The sequence below is a fragment of the Bacteroides sp. 1001136B_160425_E2 genome (genome assembly GCF_015559655.1).
Taxonomy (GTDB): Bacteria; Bacteroidota; Bacteroidia; order Bacteroidales; family Bacteroidaceae; genus Bacteroides; species Bacteroides luhongzhouii.
The window spans coordinates 163,592-179,642 of sequence record NZ_JADMQH010000012.1; the positions used below are offsets into that span (position 1 = coordinate 163,592).

A 16,051-nucleotide genomic window follows, 5' to 3' on the forward strand; every position below is an offset into this window, starting at 1 on the left:
TGCAAAGATACGAGTTTATCAATAAGTTTTTTTATTTTTTTCTAAATCTTTTGGAGGAGAAAAATGACTGCTATTTAAAAACATTCTAAATAATTTGCGTGCTCCGAAGTTATGAATTATCTTTGCCGAAAATTTTGAGAATTATGCGTTTGTCCGAATTAAAAACAGGAGAAAAAGGTGTTATTGTAAAGGTATTGGGGCACGGTGGTTTTCGTAAACGTATTGTGGAGATGGGCTTCATTAAAGGTAAAACGGTTGAAGTGCTGTTGAACGCTCCGCTAAAAGATCCCATAAAATATAAAGTCTTAGGTTATGAAATATCTCTTCGTCGTCAGGAAGCTGAAATGATCGAAGTAATCAGCGAGGAGGAGGCAAAGGAACTGGCTGAAAAGACTGTTTATCATGAAGGATTACCCGAAGACCTTTCTGTGAAAGAAGAAGATATGAAACGGTTGGCGTTAGGTAAACGTCGTACCATCAATGTTGCCTTGGTCGGAAATCCGAACAGTGGTAAGACTTCGTTGTTTAATCTTGCGTCCGGTGCTCATGAGCATGTAGGAAATTACAGCGGTGTGACCGTGGATGCCAAAGAAGGTTATTTTGACTTCGAAGGTTATCATTTCCGTATTGTCGATCTGCCGGGAACTTATTCTTTATCTGCTTATACACCGGAAGAAATCTATGTTCGTCGTCATATTATTGATGAAACTCCTGATGTGATTATTAATGTCGTCGATTCTTCTAATCTGGAGCGAAACTTATATCTGACTACTCAATTGATCGATATGAATGTCCGCATGGTAGTGGCTCTGAATATTTATGATGAGTTGGAAGCCAGTGGAAATACATTGGATTATCATCTGTTGAGCAAGTTGTTCGGGGTACCGATGTTGCCTACTGTCAGTAAGAAAAATCGTGGATTGGATACGTTGTTTCATGTGGTTATCAATCTGTATGAAGGAGTAGACTTCTTTGATAAACAGGGAAACATGAATCCGGAAGTTCTCAAAGATTTGACTGAATGGCATGACTCTTTGGAAGATCGTAAGAACCATGAGGAAGAGCATTTGGAAGATTATGTGCGTGAACATAAAAAGACGGGGCGTGTCTTCCGGCATATTCATATAAATCACGGTCCTGATATAGAAAAAGCGATTGAGGCTGTAAAAAGTGAAGTCTCCAAGAACGAGTTTATCCGGCATAAATATTCCACCCGTTTCCTTTCCATTAAGTTGTTGGAGAATGATCCTGACATTGAGCGTATTGTACGCACACTGCCGAATGCGGATGAAATTTTCCATGTCCGCGACAAGATGTCGAAGCGTGTTCAGGAGACAATGAATGAGGATTGTGAATCGGCTATTACTGATGCTAAATATGGATTTATCAGTGGCGCGTTGAAAGAAACGTTCACGGATAATCATCTGGAACAGGCGCAGACAACAAAAGTGCTGGATTCGATTGTAACTCATCGTGTCTGGGGATTTCCTATTTTCTTTCTTTTTATGTATCTGATGTTTGAAGGTACATTTGTTATTGGCGAATATCCGATGATGGGGATTGAATGGGTGGTAGAACAGATTGGTGAATTGCTGCGCAATAATATGTCGGAAGGTCCATTTAAAGATCTGCTGATTGATGGAATTATCGGTGGGGTAGGAGCTGTCATTGTTTTCTTACCGAATATCCTGATTCTGTATTTCTGTATTTCTATCATGGAAGATTCCGGTTATATGGCTCGTGCGGCTTTTATCATGGATAAGATCATGCATAAAATGGGGCTGCACGGAAAGTCGTTTATTCCTCTGATTATGGGATTCGGATGTAATGTGCCTGCGATTATAGCTTCCCGTACTATTGAGAACCGGAAGAGTCGTCTTATTACCATGTTGGTGAATCCATTGATGTCTTGTAGTGCGCGTCTGCCGATTTATTTATTATTGGTGGGTGCTTTCTTCCCGAACAATGCAAGTTTGGTGTTGTTAAGTATTTATGTGATTGGTATTGTACTGGCTGTGGTAATGGCTCGCTTGTTTAGCAAGTTTCTGATAAAGGGTGATGATACACCGTTTGTGATGGAACTTCCTCCTTACCGAATGCCGACTGCGAAGTCTATCTTCCGTCATACATGGGAAAAGGGAGCACAGTATCTGAAAAAGATGGGAGGAATTATTATGATTGCTTCTATTATTATCTGGTTTTTGGGATATTATCCGAATCACGATGCCTATGAAACGGTTGCCGAGCAGCAGGAAAATTCCTATATCGGTCAGTTGGGGCGTGGAATAGAGCCGGTAATAAAGCCATTGGGATTTGATTGGAAATTAGGTATTGGCTTGCTTTCCGGTGTAGGGGCGAAAGAATTGGTGGTAAGTACGTTAGGCGTTTTGTATGCAGATGATCCGGATGCTGATTCGGTAAGTTTGGCAGAACGTATTCCGATTACTCCATTGGTTGCTTTCTGTTATATGCTGTTTGTATTAATTTACTTCCCGTGTATTGCGGCGATAGCGGCTATCAAACAGGAATCGGGTAGTTGGAAATGGGCACTTTTTGCTGCCTGCTATACAACGGCATTAGCTTGGCTTGTATCATTTGCTGTTTATCAGATTGGAGGATTGTTTGTATGAATAATTGGCAAGAGTGGGTAGTCGGAGTACTCGTTGTGCTCTGCATTGCCCGCGTCATATATGGGATATTTCTTTTTTTTCGTCATACGCGAGAAAATCAGAATCCTTGTGACAGCTGCGTAAGTGGCTGTGAACTAAAGGATATGATGGAGAAGAAACGCAGAGAATGTGATGTAAAGAAAAAAAGTACAAAGAAAAATTGCTGCGGATAGTTGGTAGTTTCAAAATTTGTACTACCTTTGCAACCGCAAACGAGAAATAATGGTTCCTTGGATGAGTGGCTTAGTCAGCGGTCTGCAAAACCGTGTACGGCGGTTCGAATCCGCCAGGAACCTCACGAAGCCCTTTCAGATGTTTTCTGGAAGGGTTTTTCTATATCCGATTCAGGAGGCTTTGGAAAAGTCATATACGGAACAGTTGCCGGAAGATTTTAAGAAGTTGATTGTTGAAGCCGAGACAACTGCTTTATGGAAGTATTTGTCTATCCTGGTTTAGGCTCACTATAAAAGAAGAAATGGAAGAAATCTTTCCATTTTTGAGGGACGCAAATAGGGGGCAAACTTTGGATAAGTTTACTTTTAAGATATTAATTCTGTTGGCTGTGAGTATGGTAGCATTTTGTAAACAGAGATATTGAGAGGAGACTTAATAAAAAATGCTGCTTATCTGATGTGATAAACAGCATTTATTCTGGAGAGCCTCTTGTCGGATTCGAACCAACGACCCCGAGATTACAAATCACGTGCTCTGGCCAACTGAGCTAAAGAGGCATTTTTTTCTTTTGCGGGTGCAAAGGTATGAATTTCTTTTAAAAATGCAAATACATCGCACACTTTTTTTATATTTGCAAAGTTACCAATGATTAGATGAAAATGAAAATTATGAATGTATGTAATATGGCGCTTTTAGCCATAGGTATATGGGCTTGTTCCGGACAGAAAAAGGGGACGGCAAATGTAGAGGTTGCAACAGATAGTGTAGAAGTAGCTGCGGATACTATATCTGTTCGGGCAGACAGTACAGGATATATTGTTCGGGTAGGAGAGACGGCTCCGGATTTTACGATTACCTTGACAGATGGTAAGCAAGTGAGTTTATCTTCCCTTCGTGGTAAAGTGGTCATGTTGCAGTTTACTGCCAGTTGGTGTGGAGTTTGTCGTAAAGAAATGCCGTTTATCGAAAAGGATATTTGGCTGAAGCATAAAAATAATCCTGACTTTGCTTTAATTGGCATTGATCGTGACGAACCTCTTGACAAAGTACTGGCTTTTGCTAAGGCCACCGGAGTGACTTATCCGTTAGGACTGGACCCGGGTGCTGATATTTTTGCGAAATATGCATTACGTGAATCAGGAATAACAAGAAATGTGTTAATCGACAAGGAAGGGAAAATTGTAAAACTGACTCGTTTGTATAATGAAGAAGAGTTTGCTTCTCTTGTACAGGCGATTAATGAAATGCTGAAATAAAAGAAAGCCTTCATCAGATGTTTCTGACAGAACATTTATGAGTATATAAAAATAGTGACGCTATCCTGATGTGATGGTGTCACTATTTTGGTTATATAGTGTCGCTATCCGGGAAGCATACCGTCACTATATAATGATGAGCTTCTCAAGCAATGCTAAGTTTGACCAGGTAATCGTAATGTTTTCCTTCTTTCACCAGTTCTGCCTTAAAACCACATTCGGAAGCGTATAAGCTAAGAGTCTGAAAATCTACATATAACCAGTCGAATGTGTCTCCTTTTACATTTTTATATTGCATTTGGAAGTCAATCTCTCCATAATAATCTCCGGCCAGATCAATAACTATGCTGCCGTCCTCTTCTTCAAAAAGATAGTGCAAATCGCTGGAATCCATGAGTATACATCCACCGGGGCGGAGAATACGTTTCATCCGTTGGAAGAATCCGGGCATATTATTCAGTTTTCCGATAATTCCGGAGCCATTCATAAGCATCAGGATCGTATCGAATGTTTCGGTAAATGTTTCGTCAAAAAGATTGATGAGGCGCGGATCGTTCACTCCACGTTGTTGCATCACTTCGACGGATAGCGGAGAAATATCAATGGCACACACTTCTTTTCCCATTTCCTGAAGTGCCAGTGCATGACATCCGCTTCCGGCACCTACATCCAATATTCGCCCTGTAGCCATTTGTAGGGCAGTACGCTCTAGTATAGGCATAGACTGTGTACTACGAAACAGTTCTTTGACGGGAATTTCATCTTCTTCGAATTGAGAAGAAAATACCCGCAAACGATCAGCTCTGTGATGATTAAAATAATCAGAAATAGCGGTTCCCATCGGGTCCTTTTCTGCAGAAAGAGTTGTTGTTGCCATTGGTGGTTACGATTGTTAACTCTGCAAAGATAAATAAATCCGCAGAAAAGGGTTATCTTTGCCGTCGGAAATGTTGAATACTAATCAATGATTATATGAGTATAGAAGAAGCAATCATGGGTGGAATCGTCTTTAAAGGTAAGAAAGATAAGCCCCAAGAAGAGGAAAAGGTGAAAACGAAAGCAAAAAAAGCGACGTATATTCGCGGACAGCATGGTTCGGGTGCAGCGAAGATGAAAGCAGATATCCGGAAGAAAAGAGCTAACCGTCATAAGAAATAAAAGTATGGTTATAAATATAATAATTTGTGTAGTATCTGTTATACTTATGTTGCGGGGTGCTTTTCTAATTCTGAAAATGGGACTCTTGTGGATGCTTCATTGCAGGATAATAAAAGCGTATAGCAGGAAAACACATGGAAAGGTAGTGGATATAGAGACACAGGTAAAGTCTGATGGTATGAATATTACTGATGTATGTATACCAAAAATAAAATATAAATTGGAGGGAGAAGACGAGAAGTGTTGCCAATTTTTTCCTTCTAATCTAAAGAGTGAAGAGGAAAATAACATTTACCTTTATCCAAAACAGTATCATATAGATGATAAGGTTACCATATTGTATGATAAAGATAAGGCGAATGATATGTTTGTGTTGCCCAGAATGCAACTAATGAGGCTGCTTGTTAACCAATTTGTTCCTGGTTGTTTTTTTATACTGGCGGCAATTTTGGGACTATCCTTTGTTTTTTAGAAACAGTAAAGGCTGTTCGGAAAATCTTGATATTATAAAGGGGTTGTCTAAAAAGTTCTAAAAACGAAAATTCACCCACGCTACAATTATCTGTAACGTGGGTGAACTTGTAAAAAAGAGACTTTTAGACATCCCTTTTCTTTTTAGGAACTTTACGGACGGCCTTTTACTTTTGTGGAAGTATTTCAATCCAGTAATCATCCGGGTCATTGATGAAATAAAGCCCCATGGCAGTGTTCTCAAAACATACACAATTCATTTCTTTGTGATAAGCTCTGATTGCATCGTAATCGCCGGCTACACGAAAGCAGAGATGGCTTTCGTTTTCTCCCAGTTCATATGGGGCAGTATGATCTTTCAACCACGTCAATTCCAGCAAGAAACCTGTTTCGTTATCAGTCAGGTAGACTAATGTGAACGAGCCGTCGGATGCTTCTTTCCGATGATGTTCTTTTAAGCCGAGTGCTTTTTCATAAAAAGCGATACTCCGCTCCAGATTGGTAACGTTGATATTAAAATGGTCAAATTTACTTTTTATTTCCATTGTTGCGATTTTCCTTATTTTTTCATTAAGAGCTTCACGATTTCTCCGACATATGTGCGCGGTTGTCCGGCTTGCGGGGTTGTCTGTGAAGGCATTTTCTTACATTCGATAACAGCTGAAGGTGTCGTTTGGTTCGGAGCGTACAATTTTAATGTATAGCTATCTGCCTTTTCTATTGCATCGTAAGCTTGATCGGGTGAAAGCGTACAATAGGCAACTGCTTTTCCTGATTGATAGCCGAGTGCACCACCTGCGTTTGCTGTCATATTAGTCATGTTAAACTCATCTTTTCCAATGCTGATCACTAATTTGCCGCTTCCCATCAAAGCATATACTTCGCCCGGAATTTGTTTCAAATCAACTTCTGTATAGCCGGATGCGTCAGATGAAACTTTGGCAGCCGGAGTGGCAGGAGTTAATGTTGCCGCCGGAATAGTGGTTTGAGCAGGTTCGCCAGTTGTCACTTTTATGTCAGTCTTTTTATCTGCGCCACCAATGACAATAGGACCTGCGGCTGCAACGATTGATGGTTTTTGCTGCTCTTCTTCTTTCTTCTTTTTCTCTGTTTTCGGACGGGTGTCGGGTGCTCCGAAAGCTACCGCTACATCCATAAATATATCATCAGCGAAGTCTACGGTTTTTCTACGCCATTTAGCCAAGCCACGTACTAATTTAGTCTTAGCTTTATTGAGCGCATATTTATCAGTAATCCATTCTTCGGCTTTATATTTTTCTGTTTCACGATAAGTAAAACGGATTTTTTCAAGCTCTACCAGGCAATTTCCGGGTTTACAGGTAACTGTAATCTGATAGTTAATTAATGTACGGTCTAATGACAGGGCACTGGAACTGAAAACAATCCATTCTTCTCCGATACCGGCAATTGTTCCTTTTGCTTCGTCGGAGAAAACAATGCGGCTGTCGATATTTTTATTCTCTTTCAGACGCTCATCCATCCACTTTGTCATTGTGTCATAGATTTGTGCCTGACTCATTCCGGGAATCTGGAACTCTTTGGAAAATACTACTTTACCTTCTACTTCAGGAACAGCTCCTGCAAGGTACCTGGTGTCATCTTTCTTCTCTTTTGCAGAATCTGCCTTCATTGCCATCGGCAATGCGAGAAACAGGGTAAGAAACAGAATCGTAAATTTATTCATAATTATAATGTGTTTATTTGGTAATCTCAAAACTTTCACCCCGACGGGTGATGCTGATAAAACGGCATCCTGCATTTTCAGCAAAACTACGGAGCGCATTTCCTCCTTCATAATCTTCACTGAAGTGCATGGGCACAAATATAGTAGTTTTTATTTGTTCGATGAACTGTTTTGCCCCTTTCATGTAATCTTTTCCCATTCTCCGATCCACCGGGAATAGCACTAGATCGATATTTGGCACTTTTTCTTTTAAATATTTAACTTCTGCAAGGAAATCACCATTGGCTTTTCGTATCTCTTCTTCGGTCGATTCTTCACTCCAGTGCCAGTTGTTCAAGTCGCCGGCATGGAAGATACTCCAATCTTGTAAGTGAAGAAGGAACGAACTGCCGACATCCGTCGATCCGAAGGCGTCGATGCGGATCGTGTCGTCTTCGTATGTTTCTCCTTTTTTTATATAGAAAGCATCTTCGGCTTTAGCGCGATGGGACTTCAGAATATCTTTGGAGAAGATATATTGAATGTCGGGGCGTTGCTCTTTCCAAGTCAATATTTCACGGTTAAAGTGGTCGGGATGGAAATGAGTGGCCAATACGTACAGTTTACCCGGCCTTTGCAGGAGATAATCATGCACGATTCCCCGGTTGTGTTCCGTTTCGGAAGAATCTTTGTAGTAATCGATGATAACGGTTACACCTTCCATTTCGATGGCGAAACCGCTGTGATAAATATAATCCAGTGTCATAAGCTGACTATTTTATAGTTGCAATATTACGTATTCTAGTTGGAGTTGCCAAGAAAAATCGACGAAATCAAGGAGCAAGACGACTGATTTTCCATTCTCCGTCCGGTTGTAGGGTGTATAGAAAGCGGTCGTGCAGTCGGTTGGGGCGTCCTTGCCAGAATTCAATCCTTGTAGGTGCGACGGCATATCCGCCCCAATTATCAGGTCTTTCCACTTCTTTTCCAATCCATCGGGCGGCTTCTTTGACGAAGGATCGTATCAACTGCATTCTACTTGTTATCGGTTGACTTTGCGGAGAAATTCGTGCACCAATCCGGCTTTTATAAGGACGCTTCCGGAAGTATTCATCCGATTCTTCCGGTGAAACTTTCGTTGCTATTCCTTCTATATGTATTTGTCTTTCGAGGGCGTGCCAGACAAAAGAGAGGGAGATATATGGATTTTGTGCCAATTGTTTGCCTTTGCGGCTTTCGTAATTGGTATAAAAGATAAATTTTCCATCATGGAGTCCTTTTAACAATACTGTACGTGTGGACGGTTTTCCTTCGGGGGATACAGTCCCTACAATGACCGCAGTCGGTTCGTCCACCTCTGCGCCAATCGCTTCTTGCAGCCAACGACTGAAAAGCGAAAGCGGGTCGCCGGGAAGTTCACTTTCCCGCAACCCGCCTTTCGTATATTCCTGTCGGATATCTGCTATGTTTAATTTCGCCATAAGATTATCTGGCAGCTTTAGTTTATTATTTTTAATGATGAGATCACATAGGTACTTCTATTAATAGAATATGTGAGTCTTTCAATGTCTCCAGTTCAACGCTGTTCGTATCGTAAACACCCATGCCGTCACGACGTTTCAGAACTTCACCGTCTACTACTATTTCTCCTTCAATGAGAAAAATATAGACACCTGCATGACTTTGATGCATGTGATAACCTAATTTCTTTCCGGCTTCTACTTTGCCGATGGAGAACCAGGTATCTTGCAAAAGGGAAGCAGGCGTGCTACCGTCGGGAGATACGATGACTGCCAGTTCGTTCGGACGCTCCAGTTCTGCAATGCTGAAATCCTGATATACGGGACGGGTGTTCCGTTCTCTCGGCATAATCCAAATCTGCAGGAATTCCACCGGTTCTACCGGACTTGCATTTACTTCACTATGGAAGATTCCTGTTCCTGCACTCATTGTCTGAATTTCTCCGACAGTAATAATGCGGCTGTTCTTCTTGCTGTCTCCATGTTGCAGATGTCCTTTCAGAGGAATGGAAATGATTTCCATATTCTTATGCGGGTGAGTCTGAAAACCTTGTCCGGGGGCAACTTTGTCATCATTCAATACGCGAAGGGCACCAAAATTGATACGATCGGAGTCGAAGTACTCGTCAAAACTGAAAGTGTGATAACTGTCCAGCCAATCATACTGGGAATGTCCTCTTGTATCTGCTTTATGTATTACTTTTTTCATAAAAAACTGTCCTTTCTCTTATTTGTTTATATGTTTGGTAAACAAAGAAAGCGACTTAAAAGTTTTATTTCTTCACTTCATTTAATAAAGGCTTATGATTGATAAAGTCTTTTATGTTTTGCAGGGTGGTTGCGGCAATATTCTCCATCGCTTCATGTGTGAAAAAAGCTTGATGAGAAGTGACGATCACATTGTTGAACGAGAGCAAACGGGCGAGTACATCATCGTCGATGATGCGGTCGGATTGATCTTCATAAAAGTATTCGCTTTCTTCCTCGTATACGTCCAGTCCTGCGGAACCTATTTTCTTGTTCTTCAGTCCTTCAATCAGCGCATTGGTATGAATCAATTGCCCGCGACCGGTATTGATAATCATTACTCCGTCTTTCATTTTGCTGATAGAGTAGTCGTTTATCAGGTATTTGGTCTCTTCAGTGAGCGGACAGTGTAAGGAGATAATATCCGAATTGTGGTATAATTCGTCCAGTGAAGTATAAACAATTTGTTCTTGACGGGCGAAGTTGTAGTCCGGATAGAGGTCATAAGCCAATATATTCATTCCGAACCCTTTTAAGATGTGAATCAGTATTTTCGCTATTTTTCCTGTGCCGATGATACCTGCTGTTTTTCCGTGCATATCGAATCCCATCAGACCGTGCAGGGAGAAATTACCGTCTTTGGTACGCCAGGAGGCGCGGGGTATTTTTCGGTTTAGCGATAGCATAAGAGCTACCGTGTATTCGGCAGTCGCATAGGGTGAGTAAGCAGGTACGCGTACAACGGTAATTCCCGCAGCTGCAGCTGCATCCAAATCTACATTGTTGAATCCGGCACATCGCAGTGCTAGCAGTTTTACTCCATTAGCTGCCATAATACGGATAACTTCTGCATCAGCAACGTCATTAACAAAGATACATATAGCATCTACACCTTGTGTCAGTAGTACATTGTTCTTATTCAGATTTCCTTTGTAATAACGTATTTCAAATCCGAATTCTTTGTTTTTCTTATTGAAAGAAGACTCGTCGTAAGGCTTTGTGCCGAAAAATGCAATTGTATAGGCCATAATAGTATTCTATAAATTATTATTCTATTAAAACGTAAAAACAGGTGGATTTGTTTGCTCTCTGTATAGTGATAAATATAGATTGTTTCATTAGAAACAGTTTGTTTTTTCAATTAAAATGGGCAGGTAAATGAAAATAAATGCACAAACGTGTATTCGGTGTGCAATAATGTTGTATCTTTGCGCCCGAAATAATTAAAAAAAGATTTAGATGAGAAAAATTTCGTTGATTGGTCTTGCAATGTTGATCGTTTCAATTCCAACTTTTGCCGGAGATTATCTAACCAATACGAATCAGAATGCTGCTTTCTTGCGCATGATAGCCCGCGGCGCTTCCATTGATGTTGATGGAGTTTATAGTAATCCTGCCGGACTGGCATTTCTTCCCAAAGATGGTCTTCAAGTAGCGCTTACTATTCAAAGTGCATATCAAACTCGTGATATTGCTGCTACAAGTCCTTTATGGACTATGGATGGACAGACCACTGTGCGTAATTATGAAGGAAAAGCTTCTGCTCCCGTTATTCCTTCCATACATGCTGTATATAAAAAAGGTGACTGGGCATTTTCCGGTAGCTTTGCTATTGTTGGTGGTGGTGGAAAAGCTTCTTTTGATAATGGTTTGCCTATGTTCGATGCTGCTGCTATTAGTTTGGTCAATACAATAGGTCAGGGGATGCTAGCTCCTAATCAATACAGTATTAGTTCCGCTATGGAGGGACGTCAGTATATCTATGGTTTGCAGTTAGGAGCAAGTTATAAAATAAATGAGCACTTCTCAGTTTTTGCTGGTGCACGTATGAATTATTTTACAGGTGGCTATAAAGGTTTTCTGGATATCAATTTGAAAGAAGGTGTGGCAGAAGAATTGGGACGTGAGATTATAAAACAGCTTATGGCTGGTGGTATGACTTTAGAGCAGGCGCAACAAGCAGCATTGCAAAAATCGCAGCAGTTGAATGATGCGAAGCTGAAACTGGATTGTGATCAGACAGGTTGGGGATTAACGCCAATTATCGGTGTAGATGCAAAATTCGGTAAGTTGAATTTAGCTGCAAAGTATGAGTTTAAAGCCAATATGAATATTGAGAATGATACTCATGAGATTGTTGCTCCGGATGCCGCAGCAGCATTTGTGGCACCTTACCAAAATGGTGTGAACACACCAAGTGATCTTCCTTCTATGCTTTCTGTTGCAGCAAGTTATGAGTTTTTGCCTTCACTTCGGGCTTCAGTAGAATATCACTTCTTTGATGATAAGAATGCTGGTATGGCAGATGGCAAACAGAAAACATTGAAACATGGTACACACGAGTATTTGGCTGGTGTTGAGTGGGATATTAACAAATTATTCACTGTTAGTGGAGGTTATCAGAAAACAGACTACGGTTTGAGCGACGCTTTCCAATCAGATACAAGTTTTTCTTGTGACTCTTATTCAGTAGGTTTTGGAGGTCGTATCAATTTTACTCAGGCATTGAGCCTTGATGTAGCTTATTTCTGGACTACATATAGTGATTACACTAAAGAAAAACCACGTGGTTTAGAGGCAACATCGATGGCATCATTAGTGGATAAAGACGTTTACAGCCGTACTAATAAAGTATTTGGTGTGAGTGTGAACTATAAGTTCTAAATTTCTAGTCCTTTATATATAGAAAAGCCGTCTCGAACATGGTGTTGAGACGGCTTTTTTGTTTTATTATGTCAGTTTAGAAAGAATACTGCACCAGCATATTCAATCGGTTGGCATGACGAGTTGCGGAACTGAAATCAGTGCGCCATCCTCTCAAATACTCAACGCCGACTTGCAGATTACTGCTTACATTCCAGAAAGCATTGGCTACCAGATATTGTCCTTTACGATAGGATTCGGGATTTTCACTTGGATATCCATTTTCAGAATAAAGTCTGGACAAACTGTATGTTCCGGATATAAAGATGCTCGGACAAAGATTGTATTGCAATCCTGCGTACCATCCCAGCATCGGAAGAACTTGCATTTTCCCTTCTTTGTCGGGATCGGGGACGATATCTACGTTCAGGTTACTTAAATCATTCAGATAGGAACCGATACCTTTTCCATAATTAAATTGTCCGAATGCCTGCAATTTCTTGGTAATATTGAAGGTTGTGGAGGCTTGCAGACCGAAGCCGGTAGCGGAATAGGCTTTTTCATGCACATTGCTCGAATAAGTCATGCTGCGGATGATAGCACCTAATTTAATATGGCTGTTGCTATTCCAGTTATACTGTACGGAAGTGGCAAAGTCCGGCATCCGTTGGGTGTTGATAGACAAATCATTGTTGGTTGTGCCGTCTACCGAAGGCATTTCCATAGAAACACCAAACTTCCAGTTTTTCAACTTATCATACATATAGCTTAATTGCGTAGTGCGGTAAAAGGCTGAACCGTTAGGACCTGCAAAGTCGATAGTTGGAGGCAGTGCGGAGAGGTCCATGAACGAACCATAGCTGTACCCGATGGTGAAACCGAGAAATTGCGCGTAAGCGTTTTGTAATTCGAAGGTCTTTCCATCACCACGGAAGTTTCCGGCAGTGTAAACTACGAAGTCTCCCAAATGCTTGGTACGTCCTACCAGTTTGAGGAACAGGGTGGAAGTGGTGATGTCCATTTGGAATTGGTTCTTTGCAAAATTGTCGCTTCCGCGTTGTGGTATCAATGCCGGATAGAAATCGACATCATTTACGATACCGTTAAAGTCATACTCTGCCGTTGCACGAACATACCCTCCAATACCGAGGGCGAATTTCCCTTTCTGGTCAGTGAGCAGGAAGCGGGGAGCATTCGGGTCGTGAAAGCGCATCTGTGAACGGTCGTTCATGATTCGGATGATCTCATCTCCTGCTTTGTTCTTCGAAACAAACATGATCGAATTGGGCTCTTCATCTTCGATGATTACCTTCTTTTGTGCATGGGCACAGAGGGGGAAAATTCCTATCCCCAGTAGCATAGCTACCATTTTAAAGCTTGTTTTCATTATGAGTTAAGTTTTAGGTGAATGCCCAATCAACAACTAAAAAAAGAAATGGTTGAGAGGGGCAAAGGAAAAATAGCCAAACTAATCGGAAGAATTGCTATTTATAATGATTCTAAAAAAGCGGATCTTTGTATCGTACTAATTAGATAAAAGGAATACGATGATGGAAAAAGTAGACTTTACGAAAGGAATATTAGCGATACAACCGGATTTGCATCGCTTCGCATATAAATTGACGGCAGATCGCGAATCTGCCAATGATTTGGTTCAGGATTGTTTGTTGCAGGCATTAGATAATCAGGAGAAGTTTACGTATAGCAAAAATCTGAAAGGGTGGATGTATACGCTAATGCGTAATATTTTCGTGAACAACTACCGTCGCACGGTTCGCGAAATGAACCTGATTGATGATAGCTATTCCATCAATCAACAACATCTGATAGAAGATGAGGATGCTGACAGATTCGAATTTACATATGATATGAAACAGTTGTACCGGGTGATACATTCCATACCGGAAGAGATGAAAGTGCCTTTTCAGATGTTTGTAGCCGGATTTAAATATAGAGAAATTGCTGAGAAATTAGGATTGCCGATGGGGACGGTGAAGAGCCGTTTGTTTTTCATCCGTAAGCGGTTGAAAGAGGAACTGAAAGATTTCTCCTCCTGATGCGCCGCCTTTCTAATAGAGTAATGTGTTTTAAGGTCAAAGTGATGAGTCTCCCTGTCAGAATACGACGCTGATGGGGAGGCTTTTTTTATCTTCTGTTTGAGGAAATATAGATTCTGATAAGATGAATGTGATAATTCCAGTTTTATTTTTTACCTTTGCACCCCGAAAGAATAAAAGACGTATGATGCCGTGAATAGCGGCCGTGTATTCTAGAACACCACGTAAAAAACAGGAATTATGAAAGAAAAAGTATCTGTACCCTTTATGCTGCTGGGTATCCTCTTTAATGTTTGCCTCATTGCAGCTAATCTTCTTGAAACGAAAGTAATCCAGATCGGTAGTTTGACCGTGACAGCCGGATTATTGGTTTTTCCTATTTCTTATATTATAAATGACTGTATCGCCGAGGTTTGGGGATTCAAGAAAGCGCGCCTTATCATTTGGAGTGGTTTTGCCATGAACTTCTTCGTGGTTGCTCTTGGATTGATAGCTGTTGCCATTCCGGCTGCTCCTTTTTGGGAAGGCGAAGAACATTTTGATTTTGTGTTCGGTATGGCTCCCCGTATTGTGGCTGCCAGTCTGATGGCCTTTTTGGTAGGCTCGTTTCTCAATGCGTATGTGATGAGTAGAATGAAAGTAGCCAGTCAGGGACGTAACTTTTCAGCCCGTGCCATTTGGTCGACTGTGGTGGGTGAGACTGCCGATTCATTGATTTTCTTCCCGATAGCTTTTGGAGGTGTCATTGCCTGGAAAGAACTGCTTATCATGATGGGGATTCAGATTGTACTGAAATCTCTGTATGAGGTTATAATCCTCCCGGTGACGATCCGTGTGGTGAAAGCAATCAAGAAAATAGACGGTAGCGATGTTTACGACACGGACATCTCTTATAACGTATTGAAAGTTAAAGATATTTAATAAAAAACATGAATAGAGAAGCAGCGTTGGTTGTGTTTAGTGGTGGACAGGATTCTACCACTTGCCTGTTTTGGGCAAAACGCAACTTTAAAAAAGTATATGCCTTGAGCTTTCTGTACGGTCAGAAGCATCAAAAAGAAGTGGAACTTGCGCGGGAGATAGCCCGGAAAGCGGAAGTGGAATTTGATGTGATGGATGTTTCCTTTATCGGACAGTTAGGCCATAATTCATTGACCGATACTACCATGGTGATGGATCAGGAAAAGCCGGCAGATAGTGTTCCTAATACATTTGTTCCGGGACGTAACCTGTTCTTTTTGAGTATTGCGGCTGTATATGCCCGTGAACGTGGTATTAATCATTTGGTAACGGGAGTTTCCCAAACGGATTTCAGCGGTTATCCCGATTGTAGGGATGCGTTTATCAAGTCTCTTAATGTGACTCTCAATCTGGCCATGGATGAACAGTTTGTGATTCACACCCCTTTGATGTGGATTGATAAAGCAGAGACATGGGCGTTAGCCGACAAACTGGGAGTGTTGGAACTGATTCGTACCGAGACTTTGACATGCTATAATGGTGTTCAAGGAGATGGCTGCGGACATTGCCCGGCTTGTACATTGCGTCGGGAAGGATTGGAGAAGTATTTAAAAAGTAAGAATCAATAATATCTCTACATAGAGATTAAAATGCATTTTTTTGCTGTCATCTGTCACATTATTATAGATAAATGTTTAGCTGTAAGATATTT

General features: G+C 41.0%; 17 protein-coding genes and 2 tRNA genes. 10 read left to right on the forward strand and 9 right to left on the reverse strand.

The window, feature by feature from the left end; genetic code table 11:
• The first annotated feature begins 143 nt into the window (after positions 1 to 143).
• The 3 genes from feoB to I2I04_RS13830 all read left to right on the forward strand — a co-directional run bounded on the left by feoB (position 144) and on the right by I2I04_RS13830 (position 2,965).
• On the forward strand, positions 144 to 2,630 hold the full coding sequence (feoB, locus tag I2I04_RS13820; protein WP_195473063.1) for a ferrous iron transport protein B: 2,487 nt from the start codon (positions 144 to 146) through the stop codon (positions 2,628 to 2,630).
• Positions 2,627 to 2,842 carry a hypothetical protein gene (locus tag I2I04_RS13825; RefSeq protein WP_143260700.1) on the forward strand — a complete coding sequence of 72 codons (216 nt, stop codon included), beginning with the start codon at positions 2,627 to 2,629 and terminating at the stop codon, positions 2,840 to 2,842. The genes feoB and I2I04_RS13825 overlap by 4 nt, the downstream gene beginning before the upstream one ends.
• Positions 2,843 to 2,893: 51 nt before the next feature.
• Positions 2,894 to 2,965 (forward strand) — tRNA-Cys (locus tag I2I04_RS13830).
• Between the two features lie 361 nt (positions 2,966 to 3,326).
• Here I2I04_RS13830 and I2I04_RS13840 read toward each other — a convergent pair.
• Positions 3,327 to 3,400, reverse strand: a tRNA-Thr gene (locus I2I04_RS13840).
• Positions 3,401 to 3,496: 96 nt separating this feature from the next.
• Here I2I04_RS13840 and I2I04_RS13845 point away from each other — a divergent pair.
• Complete coding sequence (locus tag I2I04_RS13845) at positions 3,497 to 4,099, forward strand: TlpA family protein disulfide reductase (RefSeq protein ID WP_143259476.1); 603 nt, start codon at positions 3,497 to 3,499, stop codon at positions 4,097 to 4,099.
• Between the two features lie 145 nt (positions 4,100 to 4,244).
• Here I2I04_RS13845 and I2I04_RS13850 read toward each other — a convergent pair whose 3' ends face one another.
• Positions 4,245 to 4,976, reverse strand: a complete 732-nt coding sequence (locus tag I2I04_RS13850) for a class I SAM-dependent methyltransferase (protein ID WP_195655273.1) — start codon at positions 4,974 to 4,976, stop codon at positions 4,245 to 4,247.
• Between the two features lie 95 nt (positions 4,977 to 5,071).
• Here I2I04_RS13850 and I2I04_RS13855 point away from each other — a divergent pair, with 95 nt between their 5' ends.
• Both I2I04_RS13855 and I2I04_RS13860 read left to right on the forward strand, forming a co-directional pair.
• Positions 5,072 to 5,257, forward strand: coding sequence for a hypothetical protein (locus I2I04_RS13855; RefSeq protein WP_143259478.1), 186 nt, complete (start codon positions 5,072 to 5,074; stop codon positions 5,255 to 5,257).
• Between the two features lie 4 nt (positions 5,258 to 5,261).
• Complete coding sequence (locus tag I2I04_RS13860; protein WP_143259479.1) at positions 5,262 to 5,729, forward strand: DUF3592 domain-containing protein; 468 nt, start codon at positions 5,262 to 5,264, stop codon at positions 5,727 to 5,729.
• A gap of 166 nt (positions 5,730 to 5,895) precedes the next feature.
• On the opposite strand, the gene I2I04_RS13865 is transcribed toward I2I04_RS13860, so the two are convergent.
• The 6 genes from I2I04_RS13865 to I2I04_RS13890 form a co-directional block, all read right to left on the reverse strand.
• Positions 5,896 to 6,273 (reverse strand): VOC family protein, encoded by a 378-nt coding sequence (locus I2I04_RS13865; RefSeq protein WP_004304308.1) that lies wholly within the window; start codon positions 6,271 to 6,273, stop codon positions 5,896 to 5,898.
• A 14-nt stretch (positions 6,274 to 6,287) separates the two neighbouring features.
• Positions 6,288 to 7,433, reverse strand: a complete 1,146-nt coding sequence (locus I2I04_RS13870; protein ID WP_195655274.1) for a DUF4468 domain-containing protein — start codon at positions 7,431 to 7,433, stop codon at positions 6,288 to 6,290.
• 13 nt (positions 7,434 to 7,446) lie between these two features.
• A complete protein-coding gene (locus I2I04_RS13875) occupies positions 7,447 to 8,178 on the reverse strand; it encodes an MBL fold metallo-hydrolase (protein WP_143259481.1) in 732 nt (243 codons plus the stop codon).
• 67 nt (positions 8,179 to 8,245) lie between these two features.
• Positions 8,246 to 8,893, reverse strand: coding sequence for a pyridoxamine 5'-phosphate oxidase (gene pdxH / locus I2I04_RS13880; RefSeq protein ID WP_195473053.1), 648 nt, complete (start codon positions 8,891 to 8,893; stop codon positions 8,246 to 8,248).
• Between the two features lie 43 nt (positions 8,894 to 8,936).
• Positions 8,937 to 9,641, reverse strand: a complete 705-nt coding sequence (locus tag I2I04_RS13885) for a pirin family protein (RefSeq protein WP_004314524.1) — start codon at positions 9,639 to 9,641, stop codon at positions 8,937 to 8,939.
• 64 nt (positions 9,642 to 9,705) lie between these two features.
• Positions 9,706 to 10,707 (reverse strand): 2-hydroxyacid dehydrogenase, encoded by a 1,002-nt coding sequence (locus tag I2I04_RS13890; RefSeq protein ID WP_143259483.1) that lies wholly within the window; start codon positions 10,705 to 10,707, stop codon positions 9,706 to 9,708.
• Positions 10,708 to 10,918: 211 nt separating this feature from the next.
• Between I2I04_RS13890 and I2I04_RS13895 the strand changes: the two genes are divergently transcribed.
• Positions 10,919 to 12,343: an OmpP1/FadL family transporter gene (locus tag I2I04_RS13895; protein WP_004314522.1), complete on the forward strand. Its 1,425-nt coding sequence runs from the start codon at positions 10,919 to 10,921 to the stop codon at positions 12,341 to 12,343.
• A gap of 76 nt (positions 12,344 to 12,419) precedes the next feature.
• Here I2I04_RS13895 and I2I04_RS13900 read toward each other — a convergent pair whose 3' ends face one another.
• On the reverse strand, positions 12,420 to 13,709 hold the full coding sequence (locus tag I2I04_RS13900; RefSeq protein ID WP_195655275.1) for a DcaP family trimeric outer membrane transporter: 1,290 nt from the start codon (positions 13,707 to 13,709) through the stop codon (positions 12,420 to 12,422).
• A gap of 163 nt (positions 13,710 to 13,872) precedes the next feature.
• Between I2I04_RS13900 and I2I04_RS13905 the strand changes: the two genes are divergently transcribed.
• The 3 genes from I2I04_RS13905 to queC all read left to right on the forward strand — a co-directional run bounded on the left by I2I04_RS13905 (position 13,873) and on the right by queC (position 15,968).
• Complete coding sequence (locus I2I04_RS13905) at positions 13,873 to 14,379, forward strand: RNA polymerase sigma factor (protein ID WP_004314521.1); 507 nt, start codon at positions 13,873 to 13,875, stop codon at positions 14,377 to 14,379.
• A gap of 240 nt (positions 14,380 to 14,619) precedes the next feature.
• The gene (locus tag I2I04_RS13910; RefSeq protein ID WP_143259485.1) at positions 14,620 to 15,300 is read left to right on the forward strand and encodes a queuosine precursor transporter; all 681 of its coding nucleotides are present in this window, start codon (positions 14,620 to 14,622) and stop codon (positions 15,298 to 15,300) included.
• Between the two features lie 8 nt (positions 15,301 to 15,308).
• Positions 15,309 to 15,968 (forward strand): 7-cyano-7-deazaguanine synthase QueC, encoded by a 660-nt coding sequence (gene queC / locus I2I04_RS13915; protein ID WP_015532987.1) that lies wholly within the window; start codon positions 15,309 to 15,311, stop codon positions 15,966 to 15,968.
• Positions 15,969 to 16,051 lie beyond the last annotated feature (83 nt).